The organism is Streptomyces rishiriensis (genome assembly GCF_003112535.1).
Taxonomy (GTDB): Bacteria; Actinomycetota; Actinomycetes; order Streptomycetales; family Streptomycetaceae; genus Streptomyces; species Streptomyces rishiriensis.
In genome coordinates, this window is record NZ_BEWA01000016.1 from 292,672 (window position 1) to 314,080 (window position 21,409).

The 21,409-nt window shown below is 71.4% G+C and carries 15 protein-coding genes and 1 pseudogene; 9 read left to right on the plus strand and 7 right to left on the minus strand.

What is annotated here, in order from left to right; translation table 11 throughout:
* Positions 1-201: 201 nt before the first annotated feature.
* A complete protein-coding gene (locus Sri02f_RS27760) occupies positions 202-840 on the plus strand; it encodes an RraA family protein (protein WP_109004043.1) in 639 nt (212 codons plus the stop codon).
* A 205-nt stretch (positions 841-1,045) separates the two neighbouring features.
* Here the strand turns inward: Sri02f_RS27760 and msrA are convergent, their stop codons facing one another.
* The gene (msrA, locus tag Sri02f_RS27765; RefSeq protein ID WP_109004044.1) at positions 1,046-1,558 is read right to left on the minus strand and encodes a peptide-methionine (S)-S-oxide reductase MsrA; all 513 of its coding nucleotides are present in this window, start codon (positions 1,556-1,558) and stop codon (positions 1,046-1,048) included.
* A 294-nt stretch (positions 1,559-1,852) separates the two neighbouring features.
* Here msrA and Sri02f_RS27770 point away from each other — a divergent pair, with 294 nt between their 5' ends.
* The gene (locus Sri02f_RS27770) at positions 1,853-2,422 is read left to right on the plus strand and encodes a TetR/AcrR family transcriptional regulator (protein WP_109004045.1); all 570 of its coding nucleotides are present in this window, start codon (positions 1,853-1,855) and stop codon (positions 2,420-2,422) included.
* Between the two features lie 52 nt (positions 2,423-2,474).
* Here Sri02f_RS27770 and Sri02f_RS27775 read toward each other — a convergent pair whose 3' ends face one another.
* Both Sri02f_RS27775 and Sri02f_RS27780 read right to left on the minus strand, forming a co-directional pair.
* Entirely contained in the window at positions 2,475-4,142 is a 1,668-nt protein-coding gene (locus Sri02f_RS27775) for an amidohydrolase (protein ID WP_109004046.1), read from the minus strand.
* 46 nt (positions 4,143-4,188) lie between these two features.
* Positions 4,189-5,667 carry an APC family permease gene (locus Sri02f_RS27780; RefSeq protein WP_109004047.1) on the minus strand — a complete coding sequence of 493 codons (1,479 nt, stop codon included), beginning with the start codon at positions 5,665-5,667 and terminating at the stop codon, positions 4,189-4,191.
* A 159-nt stretch (positions 5,668-5,826) separates the two neighbouring features.
* Between Sri02f_RS27780 and Sri02f_RS27785 the strand changes: the two genes are divergently transcribed.
* Positions 5,827-6,552, plus strand: coding sequence for a TetR/AcrR family transcriptional regulator (locus Sri02f_RS27785; RefSeq protein ID WP_109004048.1), 726 nt, complete (start codon positions 5,827-5,829; stop codon positions 6,550-6,552).
* Between the two features lie 88 nt (positions 6,553-6,640).
* Here Sri02f_RS27785 and Sri02f_RS27790 read toward each other — a convergent pair whose 3' ends face one another.
* Complete coding sequence (locus Sri02f_RS27790) at positions 6,641-7,903, minus strand: CE1 family esterase (protein WP_245970834.1); 1,263 nt, start codon at positions 7,901-7,903, stop codon at positions 6,641-6,643.
* Positions 7,904-8,347: 444 nt separating this feature from the next.
* Here Sri02f_RS27790 and Sri02f_RS27795 point away from each other — a divergent pair, with 444 nt between their 5' ends.
* Complete coding sequence (locus Sri02f_RS27795) at positions 8,348-9,952, plus strand: glycoside hydrolase family 43 protein (RefSeq protein WP_109004050.1); 1,605 nt, start codon at positions 8,348-8,350, stop codon at positions 9,950-9,952.
* A gap of 77 nt (positions 9,953-10,029) precedes the next feature.
* Positions 10,030-11,085 (plus strand): annotated as a pseudogene (locus Sri02f_RS27800) (glycoside hydrolase family 10 protein); the annotation flags it as partial.
* Between the two features lie 178 nt (positions 11,086-11,263).
* On the opposite strand, the gene Sri02f_RS27805 reads toward Sri02f_RS27800, so the two are convergent.
* On the minus strand, positions 11,264-11,623 hold the full coding sequence (locus tag Sri02f_RS27805) for a hypothetical protein (protein WP_109004052.1): 360 nt from the start codon (positions 11,621-11,623) through the stop codon (positions 11,264-11,266).
* A 325-nt stretch (positions 11,624-11,948) separates the two neighbouring features.
* Between Sri02f_RS27805 and Sri02f_RS27810 the strand changes: the two genes are divergently transcribed.
* Positions 11,949-13,181, plus strand: coding sequence for a T6SS phospholipase effector Tle1-like catalytic domain-containing protein (locus tag Sri02f_RS27810; RefSeq protein ID WP_109004090.1), 1,233 nt, complete (start codon positions 11,949-11,951; stop codon positions 13,179-13,181).
* A 77-nt stretch (positions 13,182-13,258) separates the two neighbouring features.
* Here Sri02f_RS27810 and Sri02f_RS27815 read toward each other — a convergent pair whose 3' ends face one another.
* Entirely contained in the window at positions 13,259-14,791 is a 1,533-nt protein-coding gene (locus tag Sri02f_RS27815) for an MFS transporter (protein WP_373865133.1), read from the minus strand.
* Positions 14,792-15,049: 258 nt separating this feature from the next.
* Positions 15,050-15,877, minus strand: a complete 828-nt coding sequence (locus Sri02f_RS27820) for a restriction endonuclease (RefSeq protein ID WP_109004053.1) — start codon at positions 15,875-15,877, stop codon at positions 15,050-15,052.
* A 291-nt stretch (positions 15,878-16,168) separates the two neighbouring features.
* Here Sri02f_RS27820 and Sri02f_RS27825 point away from each other — a divergent pair, with 291 nt between their 5' ends.
* The 3 genes from Sri02f_RS27825 to Sri02f_RS27835 all read left to right on the plus strand — a co-directional run bounded on the left by Sri02f_RS27825 (position 16,169) and on the right by Sri02f_RS27835 (position 21,297).
* Complete coding sequence (locus Sri02f_RS27825) at positions 16,169-17,971, plus strand: glycosyl hydrolase family 28-related protein (protein WP_245970835.1); 1,803 nt, start codon at positions 16,169-16,171, stop codon at positions 17,969-17,971.
* A gap of 3 nt (positions 17,972-17,974) precedes the next feature.
* Positions 17,975-19,249 (plus strand): alginate lyase family protein, encoded by a 1,275-nt coding sequence (locus Sri02f_RS27830; protein WP_109004054.1) that lies wholly within the window; start codon positions 17,975-17,977, stop codon positions 19,247-19,249.
* Between the two features lie 329 nt (positions 19,250-19,578).
* Positions 19,579-21,297, plus strand: a complete 1,719-nt coding sequence (locus Sri02f_RS27835) for a SpoIIE family protein phosphatase (RefSeq protein WP_109004055.1) — start codon at positions 19,579-19,581, stop codon at positions 21,295-21,297.
* The last annotated feature ends 112 nt before the right edge of the window (positions 21,298-21,409 follow it).

The window sequence follows — 21,409 nt, forward strand, 5'->3', positions numbered from 1 at the left end:
CCTCGCTGCGCGGCACGGCAGGTGACGTCTCCCCTCCTCCTGGCCTCGGCCCTGCCACGCCTCACCGAACGGCGCGGCGTCGGCGCCATGGTCGCTTCCCTCGATCCATCGAGGCTGGCAACATCGTCGCTGCCGGTCACGTCGTCGACGGCGGAACGTTCCACCCCGCCGGCTCGGCCCCGACACCGAAGGAGACAGGACATGACGGACGCCCCTCGAACGGCCGCCGCCGCGTTCGCGGAGATCCCGGTCACCACTCTCGCCGACGTCGTGGGGCGCGAGCAGGTCATGGACGTCGGCATTCGCCCGCTGTGGTCACCGACGCCGCGCGTGGCCGGGACGGCGTTCACCGTGCGCTGCCCTCCCGGCGACAACCTCATGCTGCACGCGGCCATCCACCGTGCGGAACCGGGAGCGGTCATCGTCGTGGAGTCGGGCGACCTGGACTACGCGCTGGCCGGCGGCAACGTGTGCGCCGTCGCGCAGCGGCGGGGCGTCGCCGCCTTCGTCGCCGACGGGGTCATCCGCGACCTGGCCGAGGTCCGGGACCTCGGCTTCCCCGTGTTCGCGCGAGGGGTGATCCCCCTTCCCGGAAGCAAGAAGGCGGTCGAGCCGCTCAACACGCCGGTACGGTGCGCCGGAGTCACCGTCAACGCCGGTGACGTGGTCGTCGCCGACGAGGAGGGCGTGGTCGTGGTCCCCGCCGCCCGCGCCGAGGAAGTCCTGACCGCGGCCCGGGCCAGGCTGGCCGAGGAGGCCGCCGAAACCCTCGACGACTGGGAGAAGGCCCACCGCACCCGTATCGACGAGATCCTGCGGGCCCAGGGCTTCGAGGGCTGAGCCGAAGACACGACGGACGCCACGGTTCGCCACCGCCCGGACAAGCCCGGCAAGCCCGGCTGCATCGATCGCGCGGCACGGCTCGTTGCGGATGACGATCGTGTCGACGTCCGGGGTGACGTCCGGCGACGGATCGACCGCCGTCGGCCGGGGCCGCCGGTCACGGGCTCGCGGAGATCCCGTCCCGCACCGGCGGCGAGGTGGCTCAGCCCTCCGAGCGGACCGGCAGCCGCCATCCCGGGCGCGGGAAGTGGCAGGTGTAGCCGTCGGGGTAGCGCTCCAGGTAGTCCTGGTGCTCGGGCTCGGCCTCCCAGAAGGGGCCGACCGGCTCGACCTCGGTGACGACCTTGCCCGGCCACAGTCCGGAGGCGTCCACGTCCGCGATGGTGTCCTCCGCGACCCGCTTCTGCTCGTCGTCCACGTAGTAGATCGCGGAGCGGTAGCTGAGGCCGATGTCGTTGCCCTGGCGGTTCCTGGTGCTCGGGTCGTGGATCTGGAAGAAGAACTCCAGGATCGCGCGGTAGTCGGTCTGCCGGGGATCGAACTGGATCTCGATGGCCTCCGCGTGCGTGCCGTGGTTGCGGTACGTCGCGTTCGGCACATCGCCCCCGGTGTATCCGACCCGGGTCTCCGTGACGCCCGGGAGCCGGCGGATCAGGTCCTGCATCCCCCAGAAGCATCCCCCCGCGAGCACGGCCCTCTGCGTCTGCGCTGCCATGTCGGCTCCTTCCGTTCCGTGGCCGCGGCCACCCTGTGCCGGTGACCCGGTCCACCCTGCGCTCTCGCGCACACCCTCGGCCTCTCGGCCTCTGTCGCTACAGCGCGTACAACCGGTACGGCCCTCCAACAATTCCACCCCTCGCCGGCGCGAGGACGTCCGGCTCCTCGGTCGCTCCCCGGCTGAGGGGAGGCCGGACTCTCGGGGACCGCGCTGCCGTGCAGCCGCCTCGCACGCGCGGGAGGCGAAAACCGATCGGTTTCCATTTCGTCCGCACGGGGTTAACCTCGCCATATGACCACCGACGCGAAGCCGAGCACCCGAGCCCGACTGCTGGAGGCGGCAGCCACGCTCACCTACCGGGACGGCGTCGGCATCGGCGTCGAGGCGTTGTGCAAGGCGGCGGGGGTGTCCAAGCGCTCCCTGTACCAGTTGTTCGAGAGCAAGGACGTACTGCTGGCGGCGAGCCTGGAGGAGCGCGCCTCCGCCTACGTGGTCGCCCTCATGCCCGCGGCGGACGACGGCCGCTCCCCCCGCGAGCGGATCCTGCACGTCTTCGGGCAGATGGAGTCGCAGGCGGACGCGCCCGAGTTCCGGGGCTGCCCCTACCTGGCCGTGCAGGTCGAGCTCAAGGACCGCGACCATCCCGCGAGCCGCGTGGCTCACGGCGTCAAGTCGGAGCTGACCGCGTTCTTCCGCTCCGAGGCCGAGCAGGGTGGCGCAGACGATCCCGACCTGCTGGCCCGGCAGCTCAGCCTGGTCTTCGACGGCGCCGGGGCCCGCGCCGGAATCGGAGCCGACCGCCTCACCGGGCTCGTGGCGCCGACGGTGACCGCTCTGCTCGACGCGGCGGGCGTGCGCTGACCGAGCCGGAGCCGTCGGGCGGCTCCAGGCGTCAGGCGTCAGGCGTCAGGCGTCAGGCGTCGGAGGCCGCGTACACGCGGGCTCCTTGCACGAAGGTCTCCAGGACCCGGGTGGTCGCGATCTCCTCGGCCGGTCCCGTGAACGGGTCGCGGTCGAGAACGACCAGGTCGGCGGTCTTGCCCACGGTGATGCTGCCGGTGTCGGCGTCGAGGTGGTTCACATGGGCGCTGCCCGCCGTGTACGCGGCGAGGGCCGTGCCGAGGTCGAGGCGCTGTCCGGGCAGGAAGGCGGGGGTGCCGTCGGGGGCGTCCGGGGATCGCCGGTTGACGGCGACATGGATGGCCTGGAGCGGATCGGGGCTGCTGACGGGCCAGTCGCTGCCCGCGGCGAGCGTCGCTCCGGCTCGCAGCAGATCGCCGAACGGGTACTGCCGGGCGCCGCGTTCGGGGCCGAGGAAGGGCAGGGTGAGTTCGTCCATCTGCGGCTCGTGGGCGGCCCACAGCATCTGCAGGTTGGCGGTGGCGCCGAGGGCCCGGAAGCGTCGTACGTCGTCGGGGTGCACGACCTGGAGGTGCGCCAGGTGGTGGCGGGTGTCGTGATGGCCGTTGGCGGCTCGGGCGGCCTCGACGGCGTCGAGCGCCTCGCGTACCGCGCGGTCGCCGAGGGCGTGGAAGTGGACCTGGAAGCCGAGCGCGTCGAGTTCGGTGACGTACTTCTTCAGTTCGCCGGGTTCGACGAAGCTGATGCCGCTGCCGTCCGAAGGGCAGCCGCAGCCGGTGAGATAGGGGTCGAGCATGGCGGCGGTGTGGTTCTCGGCGATGCCGTCCTGCATGATCTTCACGGTGCCGGCGCGGAACAAGCTTGTGCTCAACTCCTCGCGCCGTGCGGTGAGTTCGGGGATCTGTTCGGCGCCTCGTTCGCGGTCCCACCACAGCGCGCCGACCACGCGGGCGGTGAGCAGCCCTCGGTCCTGGGCCGTGCGGTACGCGGGCGCCGGGTCGGTCATGTTCGCGTAGACGCCGACGATGGCGTCCTGCCAGGCGGTGACGCCGTGGGAGTGCAGCACGGCCTGGGCGCGCAGCAGGGCGGCCAGTTGTTCCTCGGGGGTGGGGGCGGGCACCAGCCGGCCCACGAGGTGGACGGCGCCCTCCTGGAGCATGCCGGTCGGACGGCCCTGGGCGTCGCGTTCGATGCGGCCGTCGACGGGGTCGGCGGTGCGGGCGTCGATGCCGGCCCGTTCCAGCGCGAGGGTGTTGACCCAGGCCCCGTGGTGGTCGCGGTTGGGCAGGAAGACGGGCCGGTCGGGGACGACCGCGTCGAGGGCCGCGGCGGTGGGGGCGCCGCCGGGGAACGCCTCCAGGGACCAGCCGCCGCCGGTGATCCATTCGGCGTCGGGGTGGTCGTCCGCGTACGCCCTGATCCGCCGCAGGTACTCGGCGGGGTCGACGGTGTCGGCGAGGTGGCACAGACCGAGCTCCAGACCCGCGCCCTGCGGATGCACATGGGCGTCCTGGAAGCCGGGGATCAGCAGTTTTCCGGCCAGGTCGACGACCTCGGTGCCCCGCCCGATCAGGGCGTGCACCTCGTCGTGGCCGACGGCGGTGATCCGCCCGCCGTGCACGGCCACGGCGGTGGCACGGCTGCGGGCCGGGTCGACGGTGTGGACGGAGCCGCCGGTGAAGACGACGTTGGCGGGGCCCGGGGTCTGGAACTGCGGCATGGGGGTGAACTCCTGGGAGGGGGGATCCGGACGGGGGCGGGCGGGCTCACACGGCGGTGCGGTCCATGGGCAGGGCGATGGCCTCGGCGTCGGTGCCGCACCCGGTGGCGAAGTACGGGGAGCGGCGGACGTACTTGGCGACCGCGGCCATGCCCAGACCGGCCAGCACGATGACGGCGGGCAGCGAGAACATGAACCAGCCGTTGTCGGGGCTGAGGGCGAAGTGGTCGCTCTTGGTCAGGTAGGAGTAGCCGAGGTAGGCGCCGAGGCCCAGCAGCACCGAGCCGGACACCGCGGGGACGCCCACGGCGAGCAGGACCGTGCGCGGCCCTTCGCGGCGGTCGGGCCAGAAGCGCACGGCGCACGCGATCGCGGTGAGACCGTAGTAGAGGGCGACGAGCAGGCCGATGGAGTTGACGGCGGCCAGCAGCATGTCGCTGAGCCGCGGGATGGCGACGGCCAGCAGGGCGATCGCGACGGCGATGGACAGGACGACGACCGTTCCCGCGGCGGGGGTGCCGTACCGGCGGTGCACACGGGTCCACACCGGGCCCATGGTGCGGTCCCGGCCCATCGCGAGCAGTCCGCGGGCGGTCGGGATCAGCGTGGACTGGACCGAGGCGGCGGCGGAGAACATCAGGGCGATCACGGGCAGGGTGGCCCAGGGTTCGGCGGCCAGCTTCTCACCGAGGTAGGGCAGGGCCTGCGGGCCGTTCCTGATGAGTTCGCTCAGGCTCATCTCCCGCTGGAAGGCGACCGAGCCGAAGAGGAACAGCCCGAGCATGGCGAACAGGGCGATCAGGCCGCCGCGGGCCGCGTCGCCGGGCCTTCTGGTCTCCTCGTTGACGCTGAACGCCGCGTCCCAGCCCCAGAAGAAGAACACCGCGAGGACCAGGCCCTGGGCGAAGGCGGTGCCGTCGGCGATCTCGAACGGGTTGAACCAGGAGAGGGAGAAGGACTGTTCGCCGGTGATCAGGGCCCAGCCGCAGAAGCCGAGCAGCACGGTGTACTCGAAGACCAGCAGCACGGACTGGAATCGGGTGGTCGCACGCGTCCCGGTGACGGCGAGGGCGGTGAGGCCGAGGAGCAGGACGAGTCCGACGGCCGTGGTGACGCCGGTGGACGACGGATCGAGGGCGACGCCCGCCACCGTGTGCAGGCCGGCTCTGTTGGCGAAGATCAGGACGACCGAACCCATGACCGCGCTGGTGTAGGCGCAGAAGATGACCGATCCGACGACCGTGACCCACCCGGTCAGGAAGCCGGGCCAGGGCCCGAGGGTCTTGCCGACCCAGGTGTAGCCGTTGCCGCAGTTGGGTTCCGAGCGGTTGAGGCGGGCGTAGGCGGTGGCGATGCCCAGCACGGGCAGAAACGCGAGCAGCAGCAGAGCGGGCGCCTGCAGACCCACGATGGTGGCGATCGTGCCCATGCCGATGGCGATGCTGGTGGTGGCGGCCGTGCTGGAGGCCGCGATCGCGACGCCGTCGACGACGCCCAGGGAACGGCGCAAGGGGGTGGATGACATGGAAGGCTCCTCGCGGAGAGGGGAGGAAGAGGGAAGAGCCGCGCGGGATGTGATGGAACACCTGGCCTTCGCATTGCGTCAATCCTGTTGACATAAGGCGGCGGGGGCCTCTTCACTGCTGGAGCGCCGTACACCGCCCGCCATGACAGGAGCCGCGCAATGACCACGCGTGTCCCGCAGGAGCGCAGACGCCGCCGGCCCACCCGTTCGGGGCTCCTGCTGTCGGAGGACCTGATCGTGGAGACCGCGCTGCGGCTGATCGGCGAGCACGGCCCGGAGGCGCTCAGCGTGCGCCGGCTCGGCACCGCCCTGGGCTGCGACCCGAGCGCCCTCTACCGCTACTTCCGCGGCACCGACGATCTGGTGCTCGCCATCGCCGACCGCATCATCGGCGACGCCATGGCGGGTTTCGCTCCGGGGGGCGACTGGGTGGCCGACCTGAGGGAGATGGCGGTGCGGGTGCGCGCCGGATACCTGGCGCACCCGCGCGCCGCGGCCTTCGCCTCCTACCGGGTGACGCGGCGCCAGAACGAGATCCGCGCCGTGGAGACCGGCGTGAGCCTTCTGCTGTCCGCGGGCTTCGAACCCGTCCAGGCGACGCGCCTGTATCTGACGTTCATCGACACCGTGCTCAGCCATGCCGCCATGGACGCCGCGTTCCAGGCGCTCCCGCCCCAGCAGCGCGAGGCCGACCGCCGGGCGTGGCACCAGGTCTACCAGCAGCTGGACGCGGCTTCGCATCCCGCGCTGACCACCGTCCGCCAGGCGCTGCACACCATGGGGGACAGCTCCTTCGAGGAGGCCGTCGACCTGCTGCTGGAGGCGCTGGCCGCCCGCGCCGCGAGCGGGACCGCGGGACGCTCACGGCCCGGCTCGGCAGGGTGACCGGCGCGGGCGACGAGCGGCGCCGGGCGGCCGCGTGCCGCCCGGCGCCGTGGGGCCGTCACCCCGGTTCCGACGCCCGTGACCGCCCTTACCGGACCCCGGTGACGGAGCAGGTCGTGCCGTTGAGGGTGTACCCGTCCGGCGCGGCGGTGTCGCCGGTGTGGGTGGCCTGGTAGCCGACGGTCACGGACGCGCCGGGGGCGATGAGCGCGTCGTGGGACAGGTTGCGGGCCGTCACCCGGCCGGATGCGGGCGCGTAGGCGGCGTTCCAGCCGGAGGTGATGGTCTGCCCGCCGGGCAGGGTGAACACCAGCGACCAGCCGTCGATCGCGGTGGCGCCCGTGTTGGTCACGGTGATGTTCGCGGTGAGTCCGGAGTTCCATGCGCTGACGGCGACGCCGACCCGGCAGGTCGCGTCGTCCGGCGGCGGGGTCGAGGTCTGGAACTGTGTGAAGAACTTCCACACCTCGGCCGGCAGCCAGGTGCGCGAGCCGCTGTCGCCGGGGGCCCCGTCCTGCGGGGCGGCGATGTGCCCTTCGTCGAACGCGGCCCAGACGACGGGATGCCCGGCCGAGCACCCGGAGTAGGCGGTGATCCGGTGCGTCAGGCTGCCCTGCGCCGGCTCGGGCGGGTTCTGCGCGGCGCAGCCGTTGTTCCTGACGAACCGGTCGCGCAGGGCCCGTCCGCCGGCGATGCCGAGGACGCTGTCCCTGACACCGTGCACGCCGAGGTAGGCGATGGGCTGTGTGCCGTCGCTGCAACCGCTGAGCTGCCCGCCGCTCTGGACGGCCACGGCGCGGAAGACCGTCGCCCGGGAGCAGGCGAGCGCGTACGACATGGCGGCGCCGTAGCTGAAGCCCACGGCGAACCGCTGTGTCGTGTCGACGCAGAGGTCCGACTCGACCCGTTTGACGATGTCGTCGACGAGGGTGACGTCTTCGCCGCCGGCGTTGCCCCAGCCGTTGTCGAGGCCCTGGGGAGCGACGAAGACGGCGCTGTTGCCGGCCAGGCGCTGGAGGCCGTAGTAGGCCCAGGTCCCCGTCTCCACCGTCCGGCCCGTCGCCACGTCGGTGGCGGTGCCGCCCAGCCAGTGGAACCCGAAGACCAGCCGGTACGCGTGGTTGCGGTCGTAGCCGTCCGGGACGCGCAGGATGAAGGTGCGGTTCTTGCCGTTGCTCCGGATCGTGTACGTGCCGCTGGTCAGGGTGGGGGCCTTGCCGCATCCGGCGGTCGGGGCGACGGTTTCGCCGCGCGCGGCCGGCGTGCCGGAGGCCGTGCGCGCGGCGTTCGCGCCCGGGCCGCCGGCCAGAGCCGTCCCTCCTGTGGTCAGGACGAGCAGCGCCGCGATCACGGCGCCCCATAAGTGGAACCTCGGCCTTGTCGTCATGCGACTCCCCTGATCGCGCCAGACAGGGGATGTCCGGCGCATGGCTCGATCTATGACATGTATCTGCCACCAGAGAAACCGTTCGAAATTTCGAGATGATTTCGGATCGCTGGCCCTACGGAGGCTAGAGGGACCTCCCCGCCTGTCAACCCCTTACGGCCGGTCAGCCGTTCCGGCGCAACCGGAAGTTCGCCACACGGGACATCCGCACCCCATCCGTCGACCGTCGAAGCATCTCCAGCGTCGAAACATTTCGGAGCTGAAGCCGAATCATGCGAGGGATATTGACGGGAGCTGTCGACCTCCTATCATCCTGATTGCTCGGCAAATCGATGGACGTTCGCGATATCGAACACCAGAGGATCGCCCCGACACAGCACCCCGACGGAGAGAGACCGACACATGGCTATGTCATGCCCTGATCAACCCCTGGGTCGCCGCCGGGTGCTGGCCACCGCCACCGGCCTCGCCGCCGGCGCCCTGCTTCCGCTCGACTCGGCCCGAGCCGCCGCATCGTCCTACGCCAACCCCGTGATCTGGCAGGACTTCGCCGACATCGACGTCATCCGCGTCGGCGCCGCCTACTACGCCTCCGCGTCGACGATGCACTACTCGCCCGGAGCCCCCGTTCTGCGCTCGTACGACCTGGTGAACTGGGAGATCGCCGGACACTCGGTGCCCACCCTCGACTTCGGCGCCAAGTACGACCTCAACGGCGCCCGTGGCTACGTCCGGGGCGTCTGGGCGTCGTCGCTGGCCTACCGGCCGAGCAACAAGACCTTCTACTGGCTCGGCCAGATCGACTTCGCCAGGACGTACGTGTACACGGCCACCGCCGCCGAAGGGCCCTGGAGCCGGCTCACGACGATCAGCACGCCGTACTACGACGCGGGCCTCCTCGTCGACACCGACGACACCCTGTACGTGGCGTACGGCAACACCACCATCAACGTGGCCCAGCTCTCGCCCGACGGACGCGGACAGGTCCGCACCCAGCAGGTGTTCACCACGCCGTCGAGCGTCGGCACCCTCGAAGGCTCCCGCTTCTACAAGGTCAACGGGCAGTACTACATCTTCCTGACCCGCCCCGCGAACGGCCAGTACGTCCTGAAGTCCTCGGGCGGTCCGTTCGGCCCGTACACCCTGCGCCAGGTCCTCCTCGACCTGCGCGGCCCGATCCCCGGCGGGGGCGTCCCGCACCAGGGCGGACTGGTCCAGACGCAGAGCGGCGCCTGGTACTACATGGCCTTCGTCGACGCCTACCCGGGCGGCCGCATGCCCGTCCTGGCGCCGGTCTCCTGGACCTCCGACGGCTGGCCCGTCGTCCAACTGGTGAACGGCGCGTGGGGCGCGTCGTACCCCCAGCCGGCACTGCCCGCGCCACCGCGCCAGGTGACCCCCATGACCGGCGTCGACACCTTCGACGGGACGACGCTCAAGCCGAGGTGGGAGTGGAACCACAACCCGGACCCCACGAAGTGGTCGGTGGGCGACGGACTGACCCTGCGCACCGCGACCGTCACCGACGACCTCTACTGGGCCCGCAACACGCTCACCCACCGCATCCAGGGCCCCACCTCCACCGCCACGGTCGACTTCGACGTCTCCGCGATGCGCGACGGCGACCGGGCCGGACTCGCGGTGCTGCGCGACTCGTCCGCCTGGATCGGCGTCAAGCGCGACGCCGGGGTGACCCGGGTGGTGATGGTCAACGGGCTGACCATGGACGGCAGTTGGAACACCACCGGCACCGGGGTCGAGGTCGCCGCCGCACCCCTGGCCGGCAACCGCGTCCGGCTGCGCGCCAACGCCGACATCCGGCCCGGCGCGGCCCGCCCCGCCGTCTTCTCCTACAGCACCGACGGCGCCGCCTTCGTCCGCCTGGGGCCCGCCTTCTCCATGGGCAACGACTGGCGCTTCTTCATGGGCCACCGCTTCGCCCTCTTCAACCACGCCACCCGGTCGCTCGGCGGAGCGGTCCGCGCCACGCGGTTCGAGCTGTCCGTCCCCTGAACCGACCCACCCCCATCCTGTCCACCCGCCCTTTCCTCGGGCACCGTCCACCCGCACCCAACCGTATGAGGAGAACCATGAACCCGCTGAAACGGCTCGGCCTGCGCCGAGCCTCGGTGTTACCGCTGCTGGCCGTGGCCGGCCTGGTCACACCGGCGGCCGCGGCCGCAGCACCCGACTCGACCGACGCCGTCCGGGCCTCCACACTCGGCGCGCAGGCCGCCCAGTCCGGACGCTACTTCGGGGCCGCGGTCGCCGCCGGCCGGCTCGGCGACGGCACGTACACCAGGATCCTGGACCGCGAGTTCAACGCGATCACGCCCGAGAACGAGATGAAGTGGGACACCACCGAACGCTCCCGCGGCTCGTTCAACTTCGGTCCCGGCGACCAGATCGTCGGCCACGCGTCGTCCCACGGCCAGCGCGTGCGCGGTCACACGCTGGTGTGGCACTCCCAACTGCCCAGCTGGGTCAGCTCCATCAGGGACGCGAACACCCTGCGCAGTGTCATGAACAACCACATCACCACCGTGGCCAACCACTACAAGGGCAAGATCTACGCCTGGGACGTGGTCAACGAGGCCTTCGCCGACAACGGCAGCGGCCAGCACCGCAGCTCGGTGTTCCAGGACGTGCTCGGCAACGGCTTCATCGAGGAGGCCTTCCGCACCGCCCGCTCGGCCGACCCTGCGGCCAAGCTCTGCTACAACGACTACAGCATCGAGGACTGGAACTCCGCCAAGACCCAGGGCGTCTACCGCATGGTGCGCGACTTCAAGTCGCGCGGCGTGCCCATCGACTGCGTCGGCTTCCAGTCCCACTTCGGCGCCGGCGGACCTCCCGGCAACTTCCAGACGACGCTGTCCAACTTCGCCGCCCTCGGCGTGGACGTGCAGCTCACCGAACTGGACATCGCGCAGGCGTCGGCCGGCGCGTACACGAACACGGTGCGCGCCTGCATGAACGTCTCGCGCTGCACCGGCATCACCGTCTGGGGCATCCGGGACAGCGACTCCTGGCGCTCCAGTGAGAACCCGCTGCTGTTCGACCGCAACGGCAACAAGAAGGCCGCTTACGGGGCTGCGCTGACCGCCCTGGGCGGCACGCCCACGACACAGGCGGCCAACAGCCAGCCGTAGCGGCTCGGACTGCTCACCCGAGACCGACTCGACCTGCTGACCGGCCTCGACCTCGCTGACCTGTTGTGGGCCCCCGGCGCGCGCCGGGGGTCCGCAGCAGGTCAGCCGGTCAGTAGGTCAGCCGATCAGTAGGCCTCAGGTCAGGAGGTCAGGAGGTCAGTAGGTCAGGAAGTCAGTAGGGCCGCAACGAGGTGCCCGCGGCGGTCAGCGACACCTCGATGTCGTCGCTCCACGAGCAGACCTCCAGCCACGACAGGTAGCCGGCCCGGGTGAAGACCAGGACCTCGCCAGGATGCTCGCCCGCGTCGGTGACGATCTGCGCTTCCGCTGCCACGACGGTGCCGGGGCCGGTGGGCGCGGGCTCCACCTCTGCGATGCGCACCTCGAAGAACGCGGTGCCGCAACCGCAGGAGCAGCGCGACAGGACGCTGAGATGCGGGAGCTGTCTTCGCAGCGCGACATGAACGGGACGCTCCGTGTCCAGCATGGCCTCCAGCGCGGCGGCCACGTCGGCGGGCAGGTTCTCGGTCACCGCCCCACCGTATCCGGCCAGGACTTCCCGGCACCGGGCGCCCGGTGACCCGCACCACCTCGCGCGGCGCCCAAGGGCATCTCGCGGGCGCCGCGTACACCGGAAGTCACTTCGCACGACACTTCGCACGATGCGGTGTCAGGGCCCGCTCGTGTGTCGCGTGCCCGCCGTCCCGACGCACCTTCCGAAGGCATGCCTCTGAGGCAACTCACCAGCCCAGTCGGAATGTCGACGGTCGCGTGTCGACGTATGGCGCGGTCTGCCGAGTGGTGCAAGCATGGAAATGGTGCTGAACACCACTCCGCGCTCTCGCCAGGAGGTGGTCATGACCAAGCGCCTGGTCGTCTGTTGCGACGGCACCTGGAACTTCGCCGACCAACCGAGCAGAACCAACGTGGCCAAGGTCGCCCTGTCCGTGCGCCCGGGGTTCGCCGTCGGCAAGGAACAACGCGTCTACTACCACAGCGGCGTCGGCACCGAACGACGGGACCGGCTGCGCGGGGGCGCGTTCGGCATGGGCCTGTCCCGGAACATCCTCGACGCGTACCGGTTCCTCGTCGAGACCTACGAACCCGACGACGAGCTGTTCCTGTTCGGCTTCAGCCGGGGCGCGTTCACCGCGCGCAGCCTGGCGGGACTCCTGCGCAACAGCGGGATCCTGCGCCGGGAGCACGCCGACCGGATCCCGGAGGCATGGTCCCTCTACCGCAACCGGATCGAGCATCCCAACGGTGCCGCGGCCACGCTGTTCCGCCGCTCCTACGCGCGCGAGACGGAGATCCGCTTCATCGGGGTGTGGGACACGGTCGGCGCGCTCGGCATCCCGCTCCCGGACGCCCCTTCGCTCCAGCCGGCGGTGAACCGGTTCAACCGCCAATGGGCCTTCCACAACACGGAGTTGAGCAGCCGGGTCAGGGCCGCCTTCCACGCGCTGGCCGTCGACGAGCAGCGCTCGGCGTTCCGGCCGGCCCTGTGGCACCAGCAGGCGGGCGCCGACAGACAGGGCCAGGAACTGAAGCAGGTCTGGTTCGCCGGGGTGCACTGCGACGCCGGCGGCGGCTACAAGGAGACGGGCCTGTCCGACATCACCCTGCTGTGGATGGTCGATCAGGCCCGCAGGCACGGGCTGGAGTTCGACCCCGACGCGCTCGGCGAGGCCGGCCCCGAGGTGATGAAGCCCCAGGACAGCAGCGAGTTCCGGGTGCGGCCGGACGGCTTCGGCGAACTGCACTCCTCGCGCACGGGTTTGTACCGGCTGGCCAAGCCGCTGCACCGGCCGCTCGGCGAGGCGGCCAACGCCGAGGGCGAACCCGACGGCAACGAGTTCCTGGCGGTGCCCGCCAAGGAGCGCCGCGACCGCGACCCGCGCTACCGGCCGCCGGGGCTGGAACGGTATCTCGCCCGTCAGGAGCGGGTGCGGCTGGAGCCGGTGCTGCTCCCGGACCTCGCCGCGGGCCTGCCGCCCCTGCCGTCGGCGCCGTCGGCCCCCGAGCGGCGGTCGCCGCAGCCGGCCGATGCCCCCGCCGACGCGCCCAAGGGCCTCCGCGAAACCCCGTGACCGTGACATCGCTCGGACACTGACGCCCCGCACGGTCGGACACTGGCACCGCGCACGGTTCGTCAGGACCGCAGGCGTCACCGGCGGCCGGACGTCTCCCGGCCGACCCGGTACAACTCCTGCGAGGTGGCGATCAGTTCGCGTCGCTCCTTCTTCGACCCCACCATCGGCTGGGAGCCGTGCAGGGAGACCTGGGCGCTCTCGGGCAGGAAGCGGACCGTGATCAGCCCGATGACGCCGGCGGCCATGAGGTAGAAGGCGGGCACCATGTCGTTTCCGGTGATGCTCACCAGCGCCTCCGTGACCAGCGGGGTGGTGCCGCCGAACGCGGCCACCGCGAAGTTGAAGCCGATGCCCATCGCGGCGTAACGCACGGCCGTCGGGAACAGCGCGGGCAGGGTCGCGGCGCTCGGCGCGGCGAAGCACGCCAGCAGCGTGGACAGGATCAGCACGCCGAAGATCGGCGGCCAGGTCCCGTCCATCTTGATGAGCAGGAAGGAGGGGACGGCGAGCACGATCATGCCCGCCGCGGCGTAGCCGTAGAGGGGGCGCCGGCCGACGTGGTCGCTGAGCCGGCCCAGGAAGGTGATCAGCAGCACGATCCACACCATGCCCACCAGCACGAGCAGGTCCGCGGAGCTGCTGGAGCGGCCGAGGGTCTCGGTCTGGTAGGTCGGCAGGAAGCCCGTGACCATGTAGTTGGTGACGTTGTAGAGCAGCACCAGTCCCATGCAGATGAGCAGGGCCCGCCAGTGGTTCTTGACGATGGTCCTGAACTCGGTGCCCGCCGATTCCTTGGCGAGGCTCTGCTCGTGCTCGTCGAGCTGCTGCTGGAAGGCGGGCGACTCCTCGAGCTTGAGACGCATGTAGAGGCCGATCACGCCGAGCGGGCCCGCGATCAGGAACGGGATCCGCCAGCCCCAGGACAGCATCTGCGCGTCGCTGAGGGCGAGGTTCAAGGTGGTGACCAGGGCGGAGCCCAGCGCGTAGCCGACGAAGGTGCCGAAGTCGAGCCAGCTGGAGAGGAAACCGCGACGCCGGTCGGGCGAGTACTCGGCGACGAAGGTCGTGGCGCCTCCGTACTCGCCGCCGGTGGAGAAGCCCTGCACCATGCGGGAGAGCAGCAGCAGGATCGGCGCGGCGATGCCGATGGTGGCGTAACTGGGGATGAGACCGATGGCGAACGTGCCGACCGCCATCATGATCATGGTGGTGGCGAGCACCTTCTGCCGCCCGAGGCGGTCCCCGAGGGGCCCGAAGACCAGTCCGCCGAGTGGACGGACGACGAAAGCGGCCGCGAAGGTGGCGAAGGACGAGATCACCTGCGCGGCAGGAGACGCCCCGGGGAAGAAGACCTTGCCGATCGTGGCGGCGAGGTAGCTGTAGACGCCGAAGTCGAACCACTCCATGCAGTTGCCGAGCGCCGAGGCGCCGACCGCCCGCCGGAGCAGTGGGGACTCGACGACCTGCACGTCCTCGTCGCGGAAGGGCCGCTTGTGCCGCCTCAGCCTGCGGGTCAGGTCCTGGCGGACCTGAGTGGGTAGTCCGGTGATCTCGACCGGCCCGGACCGAGGTGGTTCGGGCTGCCCGTCGGTCAGTACGTCAGCCACTGCAGTTCCTTACTCGTCTTGCGTGAGATGCCCTGTGCACACAGTGAGGCGCCAGGTGCTTTCCGTGCGTAAAGACTCTGTTGCCCGCTTTCTCGTGACTCACGCAGTGACGGGGGACACGCCGCCGCTCCCGCATCCGGCGGAAGGATCAGCGCCCCGTTTGCGGAAGGAATCGCAGGGAGCGGCGTCCCGGCACACCTTCGGCGATGCTCACGGCCTTGTCCGCGCACCGGTCGGCGTCGCCGCGGGCGGACCGTCTCAGCCTGACGTGAACTCCGGCTCCCACGGGCGCGGTCCCACGCCGTCCTGCCAGCGCTGGAGTTCCCCGCCGTCCACGCACACGATGCCGCACTGACCGGCGTACTCGACCGCGGGAGCCGTGAAGTCGCTGGTGGTGACCACGACGGCGACGTCGGCCTCGTGAACGGTGAAACAGGTGCCGCCGAACCGCTGCATGTCCTGGGACCCGACCCGGTTGCTGTCGCAGTACCGCTTGCACTGGATGACGACCAGCCGGCCGTCCGGCGTCCTGGCCACCACGTCGGCGCCCAGGTCGCCGGCTCCGCCCACGACGTCCACGTCGAGGCAGCCGTCGCGGCGGCACAGGTCGGCTATCGCCTGCTCGAACTCGTAGGGGTCCAGCGCCTCGTAGCCGATCTCCTCGGTGTCCGCGCAGGCGCCGCCCGAAGGCTCGACGAGGGCGACGGTGCGCTCCACGTCGAGGGATCCGCCGCACGACCGCGCGCCGGCCGCCGCGGGGACGGCGACAGGGGCGGGCACCGGGGCGTCGAGGACGTCGACCGCCGTCATGGTGGCCTCGTCCAGGGCTCGGGCGGCGCGGCGGGCGAGCCGAGCCGCCGATATCCGGCGCCCGCCGTGGCGGCCGGCCGCCACGCTGCCGATGCCGACGAGGGCGAGCGCGACGGCCCAGGCGGGGCGGTGCTCGACGGCGGCCGCAGCGGTACGCGCGACCGTGCCCACCAGCGTCAGCAGGACGGCGAGAAGAGCGAAGTACAGGGCCGTCGCCCGCAGTTCGAACCGACGGGAGCGGTGCGCGGAACGCGAAGCACGGACGGGTACGGCCATGGTGATGCTTCCTCCCGATGACGCCAACGAAGATCAACAGGCGTCTTCCCAGGTACGGGAGGTTCTATCGAACCGGCGTGATCGTCTGCGCCTCGGTCGCCGGATCACACGAGCATGCGCCCCTCGCCTCCTGGCGGGCATGTGCCCCTCACCCCTGCCTCGTTTCGGCCGTGCATGCCTCTTCCCGCCCCGAGTGACGGCATGGCATGCTCACCGCCGACATGACTATGAACGTTGTTCACCTACGTGAACAACGCCCTCTGCGCGACCATCTGTGGAGAGCGGGCGGACATGAGCGAGGCACACGACAGCAGGAGCGGAGACCGGCACACCGGCGTCACGAGACGAGGCCTGCTGGGCGGTGCCGTGACCGCGGCGGCCATCGCGGCGGCGGGCGGTGGGCCCGCGGCCGCCGCATCAACCGAGCACCCGCACGGATTCGGATGTGGGCCCCACGGGCAGGGGCTGGTGCGCGGGCAGGGACTCGTGCACGGCCAGGAGCAGGCGTCGGGACAAGTCCCGCGCCTGTGGCGCGAGTTCACCCACCAACCGTTGACCCACCCGCAGATCCCCTACGTCGGGCGAGCGGGCTGCCGCGCCGGCGCGGCGCGTTTCCCGCACCACCCTCGCGTCCTCGACGTACGCGCCTTCGGGGCCCGGGCGGACGGCACGACCGACTCCGCCCCCGCGATCAACCGTGCCATCGCCGCCGCCGGCAGGGCCGGCGGCGGCACGGTCACCATCCCGCCCGGGACCTTCCGCATCGACGACGTGATACGCGTCGGACACTCGAACGTCGTCCTGCGCGGCGCCGGCAGCGACCGCACGACGCTCTACGCGACGCGCAGCCTCACCGAGCTGATCGGCGTCTACGGCTCCCGCTACGGAGGCGACAAGTCGTCCTGGTCCTGGGCCGGCGGCCTCGTCTGGCTCGCGCCGGAGGCCCGCTGGAACAGCCTGGTCGCCGCGATCCGCGCCAGGGCATGGCCGTTCGAGGGCTGGACCGGCAACCGTCGCGACGAGTGGCGAACCCTCACCCGCGTCGCACCGGCCCGGCAGGGCTCCTGGACGGTGACGGTCGCCGACCCCGCACGGCTGCGCCCCGGCGCACTCGTCCTCCTCCGCCTCGCCGACGACCCCGCGCACACCCTCCTGGAGCACATGGCGGGCGGGGGCCCCGGCCCCGAGGCCTACCAGTGGGACGACAAGACGAAGCTGACGTCCTACGTCCCCTACGAGTGGCCCGTGCGGATCGCCCGTGTCCACGGCCGCAGGGTCACCCTGGAGCGCCCGCTCCCACTCGACGTCCGCCCGGAATGGGACCCTCAACTCATCACCCATGTAGCAGAGTTGACGGGATCCGGCGTCGAAGGCCTGGCCGTGGAGGCGGTTGTGACGCCTCAGCAGCCGCACCTTCTCGACAAGGGGTACAACGGCGTCGTCCTGCAGTGTGCCTACGACTGCTGGGCGGACGATGTCACGGTCCGTCATGTCGACAACGGGTTCGGCCTGGTGGCCGCCTCCGCCTGCACCCTGCGCCGGACCCGGGTCGCGGGCCGCGGCTCCCACCACCCCTACTTCTGCCGGGAGGGCTCGCACGACAACCTCGTCGAGGACTTCACCGTCGAGGAGCGCACCGTCCCCGGCCGGCCCGACACACAACTGCACGGCATCAACGTCGAGGGGCTGTCGTCGTACAACGTCTGGTCGCGGGGCGACATGCGGATGGGCACGTTCGACAGTCACCGCGGCATGCCCTTCGCCAACGTCCGCACCGACATCACCGTGAACAACGACGGCCGGCACGGCGGCGACGCGAGCGCCGGCCCCCTGTTCGGCGCCCGCTTCACGCACTGGAACATCCGGGTCGTCAACGGCCGGGCGGGCCTGGTGAAGATCGACGGTCTGGCGCCGTACTCCGCCACCGTCGGCATCGACCAGGTCACGGAGTTCGACCAGATCGACGTCCCCGACTTCACCGGCGACCTGCACACACGACTGGAGTTGTACGGAGCGCCCCAGGCTGTCCGACCGCGCAACCTGCACGAGGCGCAGCGCGGCCTGTCGTTCACCTACATGAATCGATGGGAGTGACCTATGAGCGCCCGCCCCCTTCTGGGCGTCCTCCTGGCGGCCCTGGTCGCGTTCACCGCAGGCGCCGTGCCCACCGCCTCGGCGCGACCAGCCCCTCCGGCGCCCAGGGCCCCGCACACGGCCGTGCTCGACGGCGCCCGTCTGCAGCGGATGAAGGTCCGACTGGACCACGGTGACCCGCAACTACGGGACACCGCACGGGCGTTGACGGCTCGCGCCGACACATGGCTGGCCCAGGGCCCCTGGACGGTCGTCGACAAGCCCAGGCCGGCGCCCGGCGGCGACGTCCACGACTATCTCAGTCAAGCGCCGTACTGGTGGCCTTCCACGCCTCCGGCCCCCGGCAACCCCTGGGGCTGCCCCTATGTGCAGCGCGACGGACAGCGCAACCCCGAGGTCGACACCGGCACCGACCGCCAGGACGTGGAGAAGGTCTTCGATTCGACGTACGACCTCTCCCTGGCCTGGTACTACACCGGCGAGAAGCGGTACGCCGTCAAGGCCGCGCAGATCCTGCGCACCTGGTTCCTCGATCCGGCCACGAGGATGAACCCGAACCTCGACCACGCCCAGTTCATCCCCTGCAAGTACGACGGCCGCGCCATCGGCATCATCGACTTCTCGCAGTCGTACACCAGCGTCCTCGACGCGCTCGCCGTCCTGGACACCGGCGCCGCCGGCTGGACGAAGGCGGACCACGCCGGCATGGCGCAGTGGAACGCGGACTTCCTGCACTGGCTCACGGACAGCGACTTCGGCAGGCAGGAGGGCACCGCCGCGAACAACCACGGCACCTTCTACGACCTGCAGGTCGCCGCGCTCGCCTACGCGACCGGCGACGAGGACCTGGCACGCAGGACGATCCTGAACGCACGGACCGCGCGCATCGCCCCGCAGATCGCCGCCGACGGCAGCCAGCCCCAGGAGCTGGCCCGAACCCGCAGCTGGCACTACTCGGCCTTCGACCTGGTCGCGTACACCCGCCTCGCGGCCATCGGACGGCATGTCGGCGTGAACCTGTGGAAGTACCGGGGTCCCGACGGGCAGAGTCTGTTCAAGGCGGTGGACTATCTGCTGCCCGCCGCGACGGGAGCCGCCGCCTGGCCGCACCCGGAGCTCGACTTCTCCCGGTTCGCGGCCACCGACGTGGTGCACGCGGCCGCCGACGCGGGCGACCGGCAGGCGCAGCGGGCCGTTCCCTCGCTGCAGGAACCACCGGGCGGCGATCTGTGGGCCCTGCGGCCGGCGGCGGAGCAGCTGGACTCCATCGCGGGCTGACCCCGGAACGCGGCGGCCCGGAGCGCGGCGGAAGGGGACGGGGCCGGCCGGCGGGATCACGCCTTCCGCCGGCCGGCCCCGTTCGCCGTGCGTCACGACCGGGGCGGACCGTCGTCGGGCCGGGTCCGAGCCCGCCGACCATGCCGAGCCCGTCGCCCGGGCCGGGACCGCGCGCCCCGCCCGGCCGCGAGTACGGCATGATCGAACCGGGGCCCGGGCCTGCCGGGACGGGCGTCTTCGCTCAACGGCTTCGTTTCCGGCCTCCTGGGCAGTCGGAAAGCGGACATCGCCCACCGGGATGTGACCAGCCGAGCAGGGAGATCAAGGGCATGGCGGGATCGGAGCATTCGGAAACCCGCGACAAACAGCGTCCGGGGGCGCCTGCCACCCCGCTCACGCAGGCGCTGGAAGCCCTCAGGACCGGGGCCTACGTGGTGGACGAACAGGGCCGTGTCATCGCGATGAACTCCCGGACGGAAGAACTCCTGGGGTGGACCCCCGAAGACCTCTTCGGCCACGACGCGCACGACCTGCTGCACCGGGACGCCCACGGCCAGCCCCTGCCGAGGACCCAGTGCCGCATGCGGCAGGCCTTCCATGCCGCACGTCCCGCTCAGGCCCAGGAGGACCACTTCGCGCGCCGGGACGGCTCCGTCCTGCCCATCTCGTGGCTGATAACGCCCTTCGACCTGGCCGGCCTCGAACGCAGCACGCTCGTCATCTTCCACCCGCAGCAGACGGAGGAGACGGACGTGCCGCCGGAACCCGCCTCCGCGCTGCTGCCGGAACTCGAACGCCTCGCCCTGCTGGCCGCGACCACCACCCAGCTGACCTCCACCCTCGACGTCGACGAGGCACTGCGGCGGCTGGTGACCCTGGTCGTGCCCCGGCTGGCGGACTGGGTCATCATCGATCTCATCGCCGAGCGGGACGAGGTGTGGCGCACCGTCGTCGTCGAGGCGGACGGCGTCTCCCTGGTCCGCCACGACGAACTGCAGGGTCCGATGCCGCCGGTCCCCGAGGAATCACCGATGCCCCTGTCCAGGGCCCTGCGCGGGGTGGCCTCGACGCTGGCCGGTCCGCAGACCTACCAAGGGCCGCCGGACTCCGGCATCGCGGTCGAGCAGCGGCGTCTGTTCGACGCGACCGGCATCCACTCCGCGGCCATCGCCCCCATCCGCAGCACCCGCGCGGTCCTGGGCGCCCTGACCCTGGGCCGCGCCGGTCAGCCCGGGGACTACAACCCCGCCGACCTCCCGCTGATCGAGGACATCGCCCGCCGCGCCGGCCTCGCCCTGGACAACGCCCGTCTCTACCAGCGTCAGCGCAAGGTCGCCGAGACCATGCAGAACCACCTGCTGCCCCAGATGCCCCGCGTGCCCGGGCTGCAGATGACGGTGCGCTACCTGCCCGCGCCCGACGCCTCGCAGGTGGGGGGCGACTGGTACGACGCCTTCTCCCTGTCCGACGGGTCCACCGCGCTGGCCGTCGGCGACGTCGTCGGCCACGACCTGGAGGCGGCGGCCGGCATGGCCCAGGTGCGCAACATGCTGCGCGCCTACGCCTGGGCCCTGCAGGAGCCCCCCAGCCGGATCGTCGACCGCCTCGACGAAGCGGTCATGCACATCACCGACGTCGCGATGGCCACCCTCATCCTCGCCAAGGTCGAGGAGGCCGACGAGGGCCGATGGAAACTGACCTGGACCAACGCCGGCCACCCGCCGCCCCTGCTGATCAGCCATGACGGGCTGGCCGAATACCTCACCGACGGTCACGGGATCCTGCTGGGCACCGGAGCGCGCAGACCTCGCTCCGACGCCACGGCCCTGCTGCCGCCCGGCTCCACTCTCCTGCTGTACACCGACGGTCTGATCGAGGAGCCCGGCCACTCCCTCGACGACGGCCTGCACCGGCTGCGGCAGCACGCGGCCGCCCTCGCGCACCGGCCCCTCGCCTCCTTCACCGACCAGCTGCTCCGACGGGTCCGTCCCGCCGCCAACGACGACGACGTGGCCCTCCTCGCCCTGCGAGCGCCCACCCGGCACTGATCGCGCGCTCCGGTGAGCCCGTCGCGGCCGAAGCCCGTCCCACGGTGCGCGGGACGGGCTTCGGCCATGCGGGACGTTCCTCCGCGGCTCCCCTGCTGCTCCCCGCTGCGCC

What these genes read in the sequence shown, in the direction of transcription:
- Sri02f_RS27760 (WP_109004043.1), top strand. Translation starts at nt 202, where the DNA reads ATGACGGACGCCCCTCGAACGGCCGCCGCCGCGTTCGCGGAGATCCCG.
- msrA (WP_109004044.1), bottom strand. Translation starts at nt 1,558, where the DNA reads ATGGCAGCGCAGACGCAGAGGGCCGTGCTCGCGGGGGGATGCTTCTGG.
- Sri02f_RS27770 (WP_109004045.1), top strand. Translation starts at nt 1,853, where the DNA reads ATGACCACCGACGCGAAGCCGAGCACCCGAGCCCGACTGCTGGAGGCG.
- Sri02f_RS27775 (WP_109004046.1), bottom strand. Translation starts at nt 4,142, where the DNA reads ATGCCGCAGTTCCAGACCCCGGGCCCCGCCAACGTCGTCTTCACCGGC.
- Sri02f_RS27780 (WP_109004047.1), bottom strand. Translation starts at nt 5,667, where the DNA reads ATGTCATCCACCCCCTTGCGCCGTTCCCTGGGCGTCGTCGACGGCGTC.
- Sri02f_RS27785 (WP_109004048.1), top strand. Translation starts at nt 5,827, where the DNA reads ATGACCACGCGTGTCCCGCAGGAGCGCAGACGCCGCCGGCCCACCCGT.
- Sri02f_RS27795 (WP_109004050.1), top strand. Translation starts at nt 8,348, where the DNA reads ATGTCATGCCCTGATCAACCCCTGGGTCGCCGCCGGGTGCTGGCCACC.
- Sri02f_RS27810 (WP_109004090.1), top strand. Translation starts at nt 11,949, where the DNA reads ATGACCAAGCGCCTGGTCGTCTGTTGCGACGGCACCTGGAACTTCGCC.
- Sri02f_RS27820 (WP_109004053.1), bottom strand. Translation starts at nt 15,877, where the DNA reads ATGGCCGTACCCGTCCGTGCTTCGCGTTCCGCGCACCGCTCCCGTCGG.
- Sri02f_RS27825 (WP_245970835.1), top strand. Translation starts at nt 16,169, where the DNA reads ATGAGCGAGGCACACGACAGCAGGAGCGGAGACCGGCACACCGGCGTC.
- Sri02f_RS27830 (WP_109004054.1), top strand. Translation starts at nt 17,975, where the DNA reads ATGAGCGCCCGCCCCCTTCTGGGCGTCCTCCTGGCGGCCCTGGTCGCG.
- Sri02f_RS27835 (WP_109004055.1), top strand. Translation starts at nt 19,579, where the DNA reads ATGGCGGGATCGGAGCATTCGGAAACCCGCGACAAACAGCGTCCGGGG.